14 protein-coding genes are annotated in these 13,666 nt (G+C 71.2%); 6 read left to right on the plus strand and 8 right to left on the minus strand.

Annotation, left to right across the window (positions count from 1 at the left end; all coding sequences use genetic code 11):
* Nucleotides 1-4: 4 nt before the first annotated feature.
* Both ABZ267_RS28840 and ABZ267_RS28845 read right to left on the minus strand, forming a co-directional pair.
* A complete protein-coding gene (locus tag ABZ267_RS28840) occupies nt 5-1,147 on the minus strand; it encodes an acyl-CoA dehydrogenase family protein (protein WP_356752541.1) in 1,143 nt (380 codons plus the stop codon).
* A gap of 8 nt (nt 1,148-1,155) precedes the next feature.
* Entirely contained in the window at nt 1,156-2,289 is a 1,134-nt protein-coding gene (locus tag ABZ267_RS28845; protein WP_356752543.1) for a CaiB/BaiF CoA-transferase family protein, read from the minus strand.
* A gap of 235 nt (nt 2,290-2,524) precedes the next feature.
* On the opposite strand from ABZ267_RS28845, the gene ABZ267_RS28850 reads away from it, so the two are divergent.
* Nucleotides 2,525-3,715 carry a saccharopine dehydrogenase NADP-binding domain-containing protein gene (locus tag ABZ267_RS28850; protein WP_356752545.1) on the plus strand — a complete coding sequence of 397 codons (1,191 nt, stop codon included), beginning with the start codon at nt 2,525-2,527 and terminating at the stop codon, nt 3,713-3,715.
* Between the two features lie 16 nt (nt 3,716-3,731).
* On the opposite strand, the gene ABZ267_RS28855 is transcribed toward ABZ267_RS28850, so the two are convergent.
* Together ABZ267_RS28855 and ABZ267_RS28860 are read right to left on the minus strand one after the other, a co-directional pair.
* On the minus strand, nt 3,732-3,875 hold the full coding sequence (locus ABZ267_RS28855) for a hypothetical protein (RefSeq protein ID WP_356752546.1): 144 nt from the start codon (nt 3,873-3,875) through the stop codon (nt 3,732-3,734).
* Between the two features lie 78 nt (nt 3,876-3,953).
* Nucleotides 3,954-4,646, minus strand: a complete 693-nt coding sequence (locus ABZ267_RS28860; RefSeq protein ID WP_356752548.1) for an endonuclease V — start codon at nt 4,644-4,646, stop codon at nt 3,954-3,956.
* Between the two features lie 53 nt (nt 4,647-4,699).
* Between ABZ267_RS28860 and ABZ267_RS28865 the strand changes: the two genes are divergently transcribed.
* The 5 genes from ABZ267_RS28865 (at nt 4,700) to ABZ267_RS28885 (ending at nt 11,042) form a co-directional block, all read left to right on the plus strand.
* Nucleotides 4,700-5,002, plus strand: a complete 303-nt coding sequence (locus tag ABZ267_RS28865) for a YciI family protein (RefSeq protein WP_356752550.1) — start codon at nt 4,700-4,702, stop codon at nt 5,000-5,002.
* Between the two features lie 227 nt (nt 5,003-5,229).
* The gene (locus tag ABZ267_RS28870; RefSeq protein ID WP_356752551.1) at nt 5,230-5,646 is read left to right on the plus strand and encodes an SsgA family sporulation/cell division regulator; all 417 of its coding nucleotides are present in this window, start codon (nt 5,230-5,232) and stop codon (nt 5,644-5,646) included.
* Between the two features lie 237 nt (nt 5,647-5,883).
* Nucleotides 5,884-7,515 (plus strand): ABC-F family ATP-binding cassette domain-containing protein, encoded by a 1,632-nt coding sequence (locus tag ABZ267_RS28875; RefSeq protein ID WP_356752553.1) that lies wholly within the window; start codon nt 5,884-5,886, stop codon nt 7,513-7,515.
* 63 nt (nt 7,516-7,578) lie between these two features.
* On the plus strand, nt 7,579-9,897 hold the full coding sequence (locus ABZ267_RS28880) for an excinuclease ABC subunit UvrA (protein ID WP_356752555.1): 2,319 nt from the start codon (nt 7,579-7,581) through the stop codon (nt 9,895-9,897).
* Between the two features lie 170 nt (nt 9,898-10,067).
* Nucleotides 10,068-11,042 (plus strand): acyl-ACP desaturase, encoded by a 975-nt coding sequence (locus ABZ267_RS28885; protein WP_137228637.1) that lies wholly within the window; start codon nt 10,068-10,070, stop codon nt 11,040-11,042.
* Between the two features lie 14 nt (nt 11,043-11,056).
* Here the strand turns inward: ABZ267_RS28885 and ABZ267_RS28890 are convergent, their stop codons facing one another.
* The 4 genes from ABZ267_RS28890 to ABZ267_RS28905 all read right to left on the minus strand — a co-directional run bounded on the left by ABZ267_RS28890 (nt 11,057) and on the right by ABZ267_RS28905 (nt 13,493).
* On the minus strand, nt 11,057-11,239 hold the full coding sequence (locus tag ABZ267_RS28890) for a hypothetical protein (protein ID WP_356752558.1): 183 nt from the start codon (nt 11,237-11,239) through the stop codon (nt 11,057-11,059).
* Nucleotides 11,182-12,246, minus strand: coding sequence for a hypothetical protein (locus ABZ267_RS28895; protein ID WP_356752559.1), 1,065 nt, complete (start codon nt 12,244-12,246; stop codon nt 11,182-11,184). Before ABZ267_RS28895 ends, ABZ267_RS28890 begins: the two co-directional genes overlap by 58 nt.
* Before the next feature lie 118 nt (nt 12,247-12,364).
* On the minus strand, nt 12,365-12,619 hold the full coding sequence (locus tag ABZ267_RS28900) for a WhiB family transcriptional regulator (RefSeq protein WP_356752561.1): 255 nt from the start codon (nt 12,617-12,619) through the stop codon (nt 12,365-12,367).
* 76 nt (nt 12,620-12,695) lie between these two features.
* Nucleotides 12,696-13,493: a VOC family protein gene (locus tag ABZ267_RS28905; RefSeq protein ID WP_356752563.1), complete on the minus strand. Its 798-nt coding sequence runs from the start codon at nt 13,491-13,493 to the stop codon at nt 12,696-12,698.
* Between the last annotated feature and the right edge of the window lie 173 nt (nt 13,494-13,666).

Below are 13,666 nucleotides of genomic sequence, written 5' to 3' on the forward strand. Positions count from 1 at the left end.
GTCGTCAGGCGAGCAGCGAGCGGCCGATGATCTCCTTCATGATCTCGGTCGTGCCGCCGTAGATGGTCTGGATACGGCCGTCGGTGAACGCCTTGGCGACCTTGTACTCACTCATGTAGCCGTAGCCGCCGTGGAGTTGGAGGCAGCGGTCGGCGACGCGCTTCTGCAGTTCGGTGGCCCACCACTTGGCCATCGAGGCGTGGACGGCGTCCAGCGTCCCGTCGGAGTGGTCGACGATGCACCGGTCCAGGAAGGTGCGGGTGACGGCGCACTCGGTGGCCATCTCCGCGATCTCGAAGCGGATGTGCTGGAGCTTGGCCAGCGGCCGTCCGAACGCCTCGCGCTCCTTGACGTACTGCGTGGTGATCTCCAGCAGGTGTTCGGCGGCGGCGATCCCGGCGACCGCTATGCCCATGCGCTCCTGGGCCAGGTTGGTCATCAGGTGGATGAACGCGCCGTCCAGCTCACCGAGGAGGTTCTCCTTCGGCACACGCACGTCGTTGAAGAACAACTCGGCGGTGTCCTGCGACTTCTGGCCGATCTTGTCGAGGTTGCGGCCGCGCTCGAAGCCCTCCGCACCGCGCTCCACGACGATCAGCGAGAGCCCCTTGGCACCGCCGTCCGGCGTGGTCTTGGCGACGACGATGACCAGGTCGGCGAGGATGCCGTTGGAGATGAAGGTCTTCGAGCCGTTGAGCAGCCAGTGGTCGCCCTTGTCCTCGGCGGTGGTGCGGATGGCCTGGAGGTCGGATCCGGCGCCCGGTTCGGTCATGGCGATGGCGGTGATGGTCTCGCCGGAGCAGAAGCCGGGCAGCCACCGCCGCTTCTGCTCGTCGGTGGCGAGGCCGGTGAGGTACGGGCCGACGATGTCGTTGTGCAGGCCGACCGCGAGACCCGGCGCACCGGCCCTGGTGAACTCCTCGGCCAGGACTGCGCTGTAGCGGAAGTCGGTGGAGCCGCCGCCTCCGTACTCCTCCGGGACGGCGAGGCCGAGCAGCCCGGCGCGTCCGGCGGCGAGCCAGGCGTCACGGGAGACGATGCCGTCCTGTTCCCACTGCTCGTAGTACGGGAGCACCTCCTTGGCCAGGAAGGCCCGGACGGTCTCGCGGAACGCGTCGTGCTCCTCGGTGAAGATCTGGCGTTGCACGGGGTCTCCTAGTCGTGTGAGGTGGGCCGGAGCCTCGGTACGTCCCAGTCGGCGGCGACCGCGTCCGTGTCGGCGCCCGGTTGTGCGGGGCCGCTGCGGACGGAGACGGTGGTGGCGGAGAAGCGTGGAGCGGGGGCGGGCTGGGTGATGCCGCTGTGCTCGACGTAGGTGGAGCGGGCTGCGAGGTGCGGGTGGTGCGGTGCCTCGCGGAGCGAGAGGACGGGAGCCACGCAGGCGTCGGTGCCTTCGAAGACCTCGGTCCACTCCGCACGCGTACGGGACAGGAAGCGCTCGGTGACGGCGGCGCGCAGCTCGTCCCAGCGCGCCAGCTCCCACCGGTCGGGGAAGGCGTCGGCCAGGCCGAGGAGGCCGATGAACTCGTCGTAGAACTGGCCCTCCAGCGGGCCGACCGCCATATGGCCGCCGTCGGAGGTGGTGTAGGTGCCGTAGAACGGGCAGCCGCCGTCCAGCAGGTTGGCGCCGCGCCGGTCCTGCCAGCTTCCGGCGGCCAGCATGCCGTGGATCATCGAGGCGAGGTGGGCGGCGCCGTCGACGATCGCCGCGTCCACCACCTGGCCCGTACCGCCCGGCGTACGGGCGTGCTGGAGCGCGGCGAGGACGCCGACGACGAGGTAGAGCGAGCCGCCCGCGTAGTCGCCGACCAGGTTGGCCGGGACCACGGGCGGCCCGTCCGGGCTGCCGATCATGGAGAGCGTGCCGGTGAGCGCGAGGTAGGCGACGTCGTGCCCGGCCCGCTGCGCCAGCGGCCCGTCCTGGCCCCAGCCGGTCATCCGCCCGTAGACCAGCTGCGGGTTGCGCGCGAGGCAGGCGTCGGGTCCGACGCCGAGCCGTTCGGCCACGCCGGGACGGTATCCCTCGATCAGGATGTCGGCGCGTTCGGCCAGGTCGAGGACGCGGCCGGCGCCGCCTGGGCCCTTGAGGTCGACCAGGACGGAGCGCTTGTTGCGGTTGGTGATGTCGTACGCCGGATCGATGCCGAGACCCGCTCCGCCGGGCCGGTCGACGCGTACGACATCGGCGCCGAGGTCCGCCAGCAGCATCGCCGCGAACGGTCCCGGGCCGATTCCCGCCAGCTCGACGACGCGGACTCCTGTCAGCGGGCCGTGCCCGGTCCTAGTCATCCTTGAGCCCCCAGGGATGTGACACAACCGATGTAACATCAATGATGCTAAGAACGCGCCCCGCCCGGCACAACCCCCTGAGCCGAGCAAGCGCTTAGTTCTCTCCGGCGATCCTCTCTCATCACCGCCGGACCTTCCACGCGGCCACGCCCACGCCCCGCCCGGCCGCACGCCGCTCTCCTCCGCTAGCCTGCCTGCCACGTCTCCACCCGTCACCGCCCTCCCGGAGGTACTCGTGAACAGGCAGAACGGGGCGGCACGCCCCTTGGACGTCGTCCTTTTCGGCGCCACCGGCTTCGTGGGCGTGCTCACGGCCGAGTATCTGGCGGCGCACGCACCCGAAGGGCTGCGCTGGGGGCTGGCCGGCCGCAGCCGCGCCAAGCTGGAGCGGCTGCGCGAACGGCTCACCGCGATCGAACCCGCCTGCGCCGAGCTGCCGTTGATGGAGAGCGACGCCGACGACGAGGACGCGCTGCGTGAACTCGCCGCATCCGCGCGGGTGGTGGCCACGACCGTGGGCCCGTACATCCTGTACGGCGAGAAGCTCGTCGCCGCCTGCGCCGAGGCCGGGACGGACTACCTGGACCTCACCGGCGAGGCGGAGTTCATCGACCAGACGTATGTGCGCCACGACGCACGGGCCCGGGAGACGGGCGCCCGGATCGTGCACGCCTGCGGATTCGACTCCGTACCGCATGACCTCGGCGCGTACTTCACGGTGAAGCAGCTGCCGGAAGGTGTGCCGCTGACCGTCGACGGGTTCGTCCGCAGCAACGCCGTCTTCTCCGGCGGTACGTTCGCCTCGGCGCTTACCGCGATGGGCCGCGGCCCGCAGACGGTGCTCGCGGCCCGGGAGCGGCGCCTGCACGAGCCGCGCCAAGTGGGCCGCCGCGTCCGCACACCTGCCGGCGCACCGCACTTCAACGGGTCCACGGGCACCTGGGCGCTGCCGCTGCCGACCGTGGATCCGGCGATCGTGGGCCGCTCCGCGCGGGCGCTGGAGCGGTACGGCCCGGACTTCCGCTACCGCCACTTCGCCTCGGTCAAGACCTTGCCGATGGCCCTCGGTGGCCCGGTGGCCATGGGTGCGCTGGTCGCCGCCGCGCAGATCGAAGGCGTACGGGAGTGGCTGATGGGGCGGTACGAGGCGGGACAGGGGCCGGACGCGGAGCGCCGCGGGCGGAGCTGGTTCACCGTCCGCTTCGTCGGGGAGGGCGGGGGCCGGCGGGTCTTCACCGAGGTGTCCGGCGGCGACCCGGGTTACGACGAGACGGCCAAGATGCTCGCCGAGTCGGCGCTCTGCCTCGCGCTGGACGAGCTCCCGGAGACCTCGGGCCAGGTCACCACGGCGACGGCGATGGGCGATGCGCTGCTGGAACGGCTGACGGCGGCGGGGCTGCGCTTCCGGGTGGCGGCGGTGCGATGAGGCGCCGGACGGAGGTCTAGAAGATCCAGCCGGCCAGCGTGTAGAGCATCGCGCCCAGCCAGACGAGACCGACCACCCCGCCGAGGGCCATACCGAGCGCGATGCGGCGCTGGGCGGGGTCGAGGGGCGCGGGGCGGATGGCTGTGCGAGAGGCGTTCATGCGTTCAGCCTGCCCAGCAAGATCGATTTATGCCATCCGTACAGATACTCAATCGAATCCGGTGGCAAGCGGTGGTCCTCAGGCGGTCGCTTCCCGCAGGGTCTGCCGGGACAGGGCGTCCGCCCGGCGGGTGCTCTCCGGCTGGCGGAAGCGGCGGGCCAGGCGGAGGGTGTGGGCGCAGGCGTTGTCGAGGCTGATCCGGTGGCCGACGGAGACGAAGATGGGGTTGGTGTTCTCCTGGGTGCGCAGCGCCCGGCCCACCACCTCGTCGCCGTCCACCAGCGGCGAGAAGTCGCCGCGCCGCGGGCCGGGAGCTTCGTACGAAAAGGTGAAGGGGTTCTTGCCGACGCCGATCACGGGCAGCCCGGTGAGCACGCCGAGGTGGCTGGCGAGGCCGAAGCGGCGCGGGTGGGCGAGGCCGTACCCGTCGCAGATGACGAGGCCGGGGTCGACGGTGAGCGACTCCAGGGCCTCCAGCACGGTCGGGAGCTCGCGGAAGGCCAGCAGACCAGGGACGTAGGGGAAGGCGACCTTGCCGACGGCGGTGGCCTCGTCCACGGTCTCCAGCGTCTCGGCGTCCAGCACCACGGCGGCCGCGACGACGACGTCCTTCTCGTCGTCGTACGCCACGTCGACGCCGGTCACCAGGCCGCTCCCGGGCGCCGGGCCCGGCTCGTCCAGCACCACCAGGCCGCGCAGGCGGTCCTGGATCGCCCGGCCCTCGGCTTCGTCTGCGGGGGTCTCGTGGGCGGGAGGCGGCTGATTCGTCATGACCTGCAGCTTAGGCGGTTTCCGGGCTGCCTCCGTCCCGTAGCCTGGCGATCATGTTCGTACTCGAGTTGACCTACACGGCCCCTGTCGAGCGCGCGGACGCGCTGATGCGGGAGCACATCGCCTGGCTGGACGAGCAGTACGCGGCCGGCGTCTTCATCGCCTCGGGCCGCAAGAACCCGCGGGACGGCGGGGTGATCCTCGCCGTCGGGGAGGACCGGGAACGGATCGAGGAGATCGCCGCGGCCGATCCCTTCGCCGCGCACGGGGTCTGCGCCTACCGGATCACCGAATTCGTCGCGACCAGGACCGCACCCGAACTGGCCCCCTTCAAGCAGGAGTTGCCCGCCCAGTAGACCGTACGTGCCGCCCCTTCTCCGGTTTTCCGCAGGCCGGAACGTCTGCCGGTCAGGGTGCGCGGCCCAGAAGCGGGCAGGAGGGCGAGGGTGCAGGAGAGCGCGGAGGAGTAGCGGGGCGTGGGCGGTGACGCAGCTCACGCCACCCGCCGGTGCACGGATCGATGCGTTCCGTCGTCTACTCCAATGCCGGGAACCGTTCACCCAGCCGCGAGAGGGAGCAGGTCTTGTCCAGCCTTATCGAGCAGTCCGTGCAGGCCCGCATGGTCGCGTCCGCCCCGCGGATGGAAACCCTGCCGGCCACGCTGAGTTACGACCGCAAGGACCCTTTCGCCGTGCGCATGGCGTTCCCGGCCCCGGCGACCCTGGAGGGCACCGAGGTGTCCTGGGAGTTCTCGCGTGAGCTGCTGACGACAGGCGTCGACACACCTGCCGGAGAAGGCGACGTCCGGGTCAGGCCGTTCGGGTACGAGCGGACGGTGCTGGAGTTCCACGCGACCGAGGGCATCGCCATGGTCCACGTACGCACGGCGGAGCTGCGCCGCTTCCTGGAGCGGGCGCAGGAGCTGGTGCCGGTCGGCGACGAGTACCGCCATCTGGATCTGGACCGGAGCCTGACCGATCTGCTCGGCGGCACCTGCTGACCGGCGGACCGCCGGTGTCGTAGCCGAAGAGCGGAAATAACCGTTTGCCGGGGCGTGCGCCCCGGTTCTACCTTCGTGATGTTCCTGTTGTCGTCGGATCGGAGAGGGACGTTGCTGATCTGAGTTCCTCGCACCGCGCAGCGCCCGCCACGCCTGGTCGTGGCCACAGGCGCCCGTGTGCGATCTCAGCTCGTCGGCCGTCCTGTCGCCCTCCTTCGACGTACACGGGAGATCCGTATGTCTGCTTTTGATACCCACATCAGCTGTGCCTCGCTCTCCTTCTCCTGGCCCGACGGCTCCGAGGTCTTCTCCGGCTTCGACCTCGCCGTGGGCCCCGGCCGTACCGGACTCATCGGGCTCAACGGGTGCGGCAAATCGACTCTGTTGCGGCTGATCGCCGGTGAACTCGCCCCGTCGGAAGGCGATATCAGAGTCCGTGGCGGCCTCGGCCACCTGCCGCAGACCGTGACGCCGGCCACCGCACTGCCGGTCGATCAGGTGCTCGGCATCGCGGAGCGGCGCGCGGCGATCGACGCCGTCGCGGCGGGTGACGTACGCGAGGCGCTCTTCACCGTGATCGGCGACGACTGGGACGTGGAGCAGCGCGCCCGCGCCACGCTGGACGGCCTCGGCCTCGGCTCCATCGGGCTGGACCGCACCGTCGGCGAGATGTCCGGCGGCGAGTGCGTGCTCCTGCGGCTGGCGGCCCTCCTGCTGGCCCGCCCTGGGGTACTGCTGCTGGACGAGCCGACGAACAACCTGGACGCGGTGGCCCGCAGGCGGCTGTACGACGCGGTCGACGCCTGGACCGGTGCGCTGCTCGTGGTGAGCCACGACCGGGAGCTGCTGGAGCGGGTCGACCGGATCGCGGATCTGCGCGAGGGCTCGGTCACCTGGTACGGCGGAAACCTCTCCGCGTACGAGGAGGCGCTCGCCGTCGAGCAGGAGGCGGCGCAGCGCATGGTGCGGGCCGCGGAGTCCGACGTGCAGCGGCAGAAGCGCGAACTGGCCGATGCTCATGGGAAGTTGGCCCGGCGCAGGCGGTACGGGCAGAAGATGTGGGACACCAAGCGCGAGCCCAAGGTGGTGATGGGCCAGCGCAAGCGGTCCGCCCAGGAGTCGGCCGGCAAGCACCGCATCCTGCACACCGAGCGGCTGGCAAAGGCCCAGGAGCGGCTCGGCGAGGCGGAGTCGGCGGTGCGCGAGGACGAGGAGATCCGTATCGAGTTGCCGACGACGCGCGTACATCCGGGCAGCGAGGTGCTGCTCCTGCGCGATCCGGTGCCGCCTTACGGGCCGCCGCTGCGCGGTGAGTTGACGGTGCGCGGGCCCGAGCGGATCGCGCTGACCGGGCGCAACGGGGCCGGCAAGACCGCGTTGCTGCGGACGATCGCGGGCGAGCTGGCCCCGCTCTCCGGTGAGGCGGTGACGCCGCTGCCGCTGGGTTTCCTTCCGCAGCGGCTGGACACGCTGGACGACGCGCTGTCGGTGGCGGACAACGTGAAGCGGTCGGCCCCGGGCCTGAGCGACAACCGCGTCCGGGCCCGGCTCGCGCGCTTCCTGTTCAAGGGAGGCGCCGCCGATCACGCGGCCGGGACGCTGTCGGGCGGAGAGCGGTTCCGGGCGACGCTGGCGATGCTGCTGCTGGCGGATCCGGCGCCCCGGCTGCTGTTGCTGGACGAGCCGACGAACAGCCTCGACCTGGCTAGCGTACGGCGGCTGACCGAGGCCTTGGAGGCGTACGAGGGGGCGCTGATCGTGGCGAGCCACGACGTGCCGTTCCTGGAGGCGATCGGGATCACCCGGTGGCTGCGGCTGGACGGAGAGCTGCGGGACACGACTCCGCAGGAGGTGCGGGCCGGGAGGTGAACGGCGGGAGATCCGGGGAAAAGGCGACAGAAGCTGTCGGGTATCCCGCCTAGCGTCGCCGGTATGGATCACAGCACCGCCACGAACGGCCACCACCTCACCGAGCGCGCCATCGTCATCACCGGAGCGCACGAGAACAATCTGCGCGACGTCTCACTGGCCCTGCCCAAGGACCGGATCACCGTCTTCACCGGGGTCTCCGGCTCGGGGAAGTCGTCGGTCGTCTTCGACACGATCGCCGTGGAGTCCCAGCGGCAGCTGAACGAGACCTTCACCTCGTTCCTGCGCAACCGGCTGCCGAAGTACGAGCGGCCACGGGCGGAGTCCATGGAGGACCTGTCCGTGGCCGTGGTCATCGACCAGAAGCCGCTGGGCGGCAACATCCGCTCGACCGTGGGCACGGCGACGGACATCTGGTCGGTGATCCGGGTCCTGTTCTCCCGGTACGGCACGCCGAGCGCCGGCGGAGCCACCGCGTACTCCTTCAACGACCCGACGGGGATGTGCCCGGAGTGCGACGGAGTGGGACGCACGGTCCGGCTCGACCTGGACCGCGCGGTGGACTGGTCGAAGTCGCTGAACGAGGGCGCGCTGCTGCTGCCGGGGCTCGGGGTCGGCAGCTGGGAGTGGAACCTGTACGGCGGGTCGGGACGGTTCGACAACGACCTGCCGCTCTCCGAGTACGGCGATGAGGAGCGCGAACTCCTGCTGTACGGCTCCGGGTTCACCGTCCGGGTCGACATGCGGACGGCCTCGGCGGACATGCGGTTCGAGGGGGTGGTGACGCGGTTCGAGCGGCTCTACCTCAAGCGGGACACGGCGTCGCTGTCGGACAAGCGGCGCGCGGCGGCCGACCGGTTCACCGTCGAGCGGGTCTGCGCCTCCTGCGGCGGTGCGCGGCTGAGCGCGGCGGCGCTCGCCACCCGCATCGGCGGGCTCTCACCGGCCGACTACGGGCGGATGGAGGTGGCCGATCTCGTCTCCGTACTGGCCGGCATCGACGATCCGGTGGGCGGTCCGATCGCGGCGGCGGCGCGTGAGCGGCTGGAGCGGCTCGTGGGGATCGGGCTCGGCTATCTCAGCCTGGACCGGGAGACGACCACGCTCTCCGGCGGTGAGGGCCAGCGGCTCAAGATGGTGCGGCACCTGGGGAGTTCGCTGACCGGGCTGACCTTCGTCTTCGACGAGCCGAGCGTCGGGCTGCATCCACGGGACGTCGGGCGGCTCGGCGATCTGCTGGTGCGGCTGCGCGACAAGGGCAACACGGTGCTGGTCGTCGAGCACGACCCGGATGTGATGGCCATCGCGGACCACATCGTCGACATGGGCCCGCGCGCCGGGGCGGAGGGCGGGCATGTGGTCTTCGAGGGTCCGTTCGACCGGCTGCGTGAGGCGGACACGCTCACCGGCCGGTGCCTGCGTCAACGCACCAGCATCAAAAGCGAGTTCCGCTCCCCCGCCGGTCAACTCCCGGTCCGGAATGCCGATCTGCACAACCTGAAAGAGCTCGATGTGTCGTTCCCGGCCGGAGTGCTGACGGTCGTGACAGGCGTCGCGGGTTCGGGCAAGTCGACGCTGGTGTCGGTGTTCACGGCGGCCCACCCGCAGGCGGTGGTCATCGACCAGAGCGCGATCACCGCCTCGTCCCGCTCGACCCCGGTCTCGTACATCGGCGCACTCGACACCATCCGCAAGATCTTCGCCCGGGAGAACGGCGTGGACGCCGGGCTGTTCAGCTTCAACTCCGCCGGTGCGTGCCCGGGTTGCTCGGGGCGCGGGGAGATCTCCACCGACCTGGCGTTCATGGATCCGGTCACCACGACCTGCCAGGAGTGCGAGGGCCGCCGCTTCCACGACGACGTACTGAAACACCGGGTCGGCGGCCGGTCCATCGTGGACGTGCTGGAGATGACGGCGGCGCAGGCGGTCGACCTGTTCGAGGACCGCGCACTGCTGCGGAAGCTGCGCACGCTGGACGAGGTCGGCCTCACCTACCTCACCCTCGGGCAGCCGCTCAGCACGCTCTCGGGCGGCGAACGCCAGCGCATCAAGCTCGCCACGCAGCTGCACCGCACCTCCAGCGTGTACGTCCTGGACGAGCCGACGACCGGGCTGCACCTGGCGGACACGGGCGCGCTGGTGGATCTGCTGGACCGGCTGGTCGACGCGGGCAACACGGTGATCTGCGTCGAACACAATTTGGAGGTGCTCAAGCGGGCGGACTGGGTGATCGACCTCGGGCCGGACGGCGGGAAGAAGGGCGGCGAGCTGGTCTTCGAAGGCACACCGGAAGAGCTGCTGGCGGACCGCACCTCAGTTACCGCCCGGTATCTGCGCCGAGACCTGGGCCTGCTCGAAGGCCTGCCCGAGGAGCGTCACTGACCTGCGAAGACCCTCCCAGAGCCACTATGAGCTGCGCGCATGACGGTACGTGATCGGGCGTCGGCGGGGACGGGCTTGGCTTTGCCCTTACGGTCGCCTTAACCTACGGTCACGTAACCTACGAAGGCGTAAGTAATCTCCGTCCCCACTCCCGTCCCCAGGAGCTCCCCGTGACGATCACCTCTCCCCACCTCGGCAGTTCGAAGGCGTGGACCGACGCCCAGCTGCTGTACGCGCTGGAAGAGGTGGTGGAGAAGGAACTCAACCGCCATCTCAAGGTCGCCAAGGACTGGATGCCCCACGAGTACGTCCCCTTCTCCGACGGCCGGAACTTCCCCGGCATCTTCGAGGACGGCGAAGCGTGGGCGGCCGACCAGTCCAAGGTCACCGACATCGGCAAGATCGCGCTCGTGGTGAACCTCCTCACCGAGGACAACCTCCCCAGCTACCACCACGAGATCGCCTCTCTCTTCGGCCGCGACGGCGCCTGGGGTACCTGGGTGCACCGCTGGACGGCGGAGGAGGGCCGCCACGGCATCGTGATGCGCGACTACCTGCTCACCTCGCGCGCCGTGGACCCTGACAAGCTGGAGCAGTTCCGCATGGCGCACATGGCGGAGGGCTTCGAGTCGGACAACCGGCACTCGATGCTGCACTCGGTGGCGTACGTCGCCTTCCAGGAGCTGGCCACCCGCGTCTCGCACCGCAACACCGGCCACCAGTCCGGTGACCCGGTATGCGACCGGATGCTGGCCCGGATCGCGACCGACGAGAACCTGCACATGGTCTTCTACCGCAACCTCCTGGGCGCCGCCTTCGAGCTGGCCCCGGACCTGACCATGCAGGCCGTGCGCGACGTCGTCGTCAACTTCCGGATGCCCGGCCACGGCATGCCCGGCTTCGAGCGGGCCGCCGCGCAGATGGCGATCGGCGAGATCTACAACATGCGCATCCACCACGACGACGTGATCCAGCCGGTGCTGCGCTTCCTGAAGGTCATGGACATCGACGGACTCGGCCCTGAGGGCGCGAAGGCGCAGGAGGAGCTCGGCCTGTACATGGGCGGGCTGGACAGCGAGGCGTCGAAGTTCGACGAGAAGCTCGCCGCCCGCAAGGCGCGAATGGTGGCCCGCGGCCGCGCCTGACGGCGCCGATTCCCTCACTCCACCGCGGTGACCTGCGCGTACGCCACATCGCGCACATCGCCGCAGGGATGCTGGCGGAGCATCCGCAGCTGCGTGCGCCACGGTCCGGCCCACGCGGTGCGCCGGCCGCAGGCCACGGTCAGTTCGGCGGCGAACAGCCCCTCGGCCGGGTCGCCGGTCCCGGCCAGCCGTGCCACGACGACCAGCAGGGTCTCCGGATCACCGGCGTCCGCGCCACGAGCCGAACCGGCGCGCTCACCGACGGTCTCCGCGGTCCGGGCCGCCAGAGCGGGTCGGCCGGTGTGCAGAGCGGCCAGCTCCACCAAGGCCGCGTGCAGCGCGTCGGCGTCCGTTCGGTGGCCGGAGCCGCCCCGGCGAGGGCGTAGGCGGCGGACCGCCATGCTCCGCGCCGGTCCGGGTCGGTGAGCGCCTCGACCAGGACCGTCGCCGCTCCGGGCGCCCAGGGCAGCCACCGGACCAGCGCGTTGTACCCGAGAGCGAGGAGCTCGTCGTCGTCCGACCCGCACACCGTCCGGACGAGCTCGGCGTAGCGCGGACGGTGGCCGGGCGCCAGCTCGGCCGGCTGCGTGCGCAGTACGGCGGTACGCAGCGCGCGTCCGCCCGTCGCCGCGTCCGCCAGCACCTCCCACATCCGCTCGTCGCCGAGCAGCGCCGTACCGGAGGCCACGCAGGCGGCCCGCACATCGGAGTGCTGGTCCGGCTGCGCGTACGCGTCGGCGAGGAGGGCCGCCGCGTCGGACGGCGGCAGCAGGACCGCGGCCAGCCGGACCGTCTCCTTGCGGCTGGTCACCTTGCCGGTGCCGGGTGCGGTGCGGGCGGCGAGCAGGGCGCGGAGCCGAAAGGGGCGGGTATGCGCGGCGGCGCGGCCGGCCGCGTACAGCGCGACGCGGGCCCGGTCGTCACCGGCGTGGGCCAGCAGGTCGGGCAGCGTCTCGGCAGGCCGGTCGGTGTGCGCGAGGGCGGCCAGCGACGCTTCCGCGAGCACCACGTCCGGAGCGTCGGCCCAGGCCCGTACGGCGTCGGCGCCTGTTCCGGGAAGCGCGGCGAGCCGGCCGAGCGCCGCCGCGCGCACGTACAGCGGGAGCTTCCCGTCCGCGACCGTACGCTCCAACTCCCTCTGTACGGACCGCTGCTGGCGCGGCACCCAGTGGGTCCCGGCGGAGTCTGTGGCGATGGTCCACATCGTGCCGGCGGTGAGGAAGCGGCCCCATGGCGGAGTCTCGGTACCTCCGCGCGGACGGGTCCGGCGGCGCGACCCGGCGAGGGCCGACGCGGTGAGCGCTGGTGCGGTCAGGGCTGGTTCAGCCCTGTTCCCGGTCCTGCCTGCGCAGCCGCTCGCGCTCCTTCTCGGAGAGCCCGCCCCAGACGCCGAACCGCTCGTCGTTGGCGAGTGCGTACTCCAGGCAGGCCACGCGTCCCTCGCACGCTCCGCAGAGCTGCTTGGCCTCGCGCGTCGAACTGCCTGGGGCCGGGAAGAAGAACTCGGGTCCGGCCTGCGCGCACAACGCGGTCTCCTGCCAGTCGAGCGCGTCCTCGGTCACCGTATTGATCAGCATGGGTCACACGGTGCCCGGGCTCGATAAACGACTGATCAACGATCCATCAATCAACCGGCGCGCCGAGGGCGTGCTTCTATCCCTGCCGCGGCTGGGGCTTCATCAGCGCGAAGACCGCTCCGAACGGATCGGTGACGTTGGCCATGGTGCCGACGCCCGGCACCTCCATCGCGGGCAGCGCCTCCGCGCCGCCGAGCCGCTTGGCGGCGTCCACCACGGCCTCCACGTCCTCGACCGCGAAGTACGGCATCCAGTGCGGCCCGCGCGGCGCCTCGGCCGGGACGTCGCTCATCGTGACCAGGCCGCCGAACGACAGCTCGGGGCCGGTGCCGGCGGGATGGACCGTCGTGTAGACGTACTCGGTGCCCTCCACCTTCATCGCGTCGGTCTTCCAGCCGAAGACCTCGCCGAAGAAGGCGGCCGCCGCCGGGACGTCCGGGGTGTACAGCTCGGCCCACAGGAGCGAGCCCGGCTGCTGGATGACGCCGAGGCCCGGGTTCTGCCGCGGCTGCCAAACACCGAAATAGGCTCCGGCCGGGTCGGTGAAGCCGCCCATCCGACCGTAGTCGAGGACGTCCATCGGCTCGAAGGCGGAGCGGCCGCCGGCCTGGTTCACCAGCTGGGCGGTGGCATGGGCGTCGGGCGACTGGAAGTAGACGGACCAGGCGCTGGAGGACTGCTCCTCGGGAACCGCCATGACCCCGCCGACGCTGTGGCCGCCCAGCGTGAACATCCCGTATCCGCCGACCTCGGGGCCGCCCGGAGCGAGCTCCCAGCCGAGGAGGCCTCCGTAGAAGGCGGCGGCCCCGTCGACGTCGGGCGTGCCGAGGTCGACCCAGTTGGGTGCTCCGTCGGGGAAGGTGGGGTTGAGCATGGCGTGCTCCTTCGGCGGATCCCTCGGCCCGCGCGCGGTGGCGCGAGGGCTGTTTTCCCTGTCCCGCCGAGTCTCGCACCGGCCACTGACAACCGCAGGCCGCGCGCGGCCGACCGGGGTGTGCACGGCCTTCGGGGGCCGGGGACTTGTCAGTGGGGCGTGGGACGATGGCG

This window comes from Streptomyces sp. NPDC006174 (assembly GCF_040614075.1).
Lineage (GTDB): Bacteria > Actinomycetota > Actinomycetes > Streptomycetales > Streptomycetaceae > Streptomyces.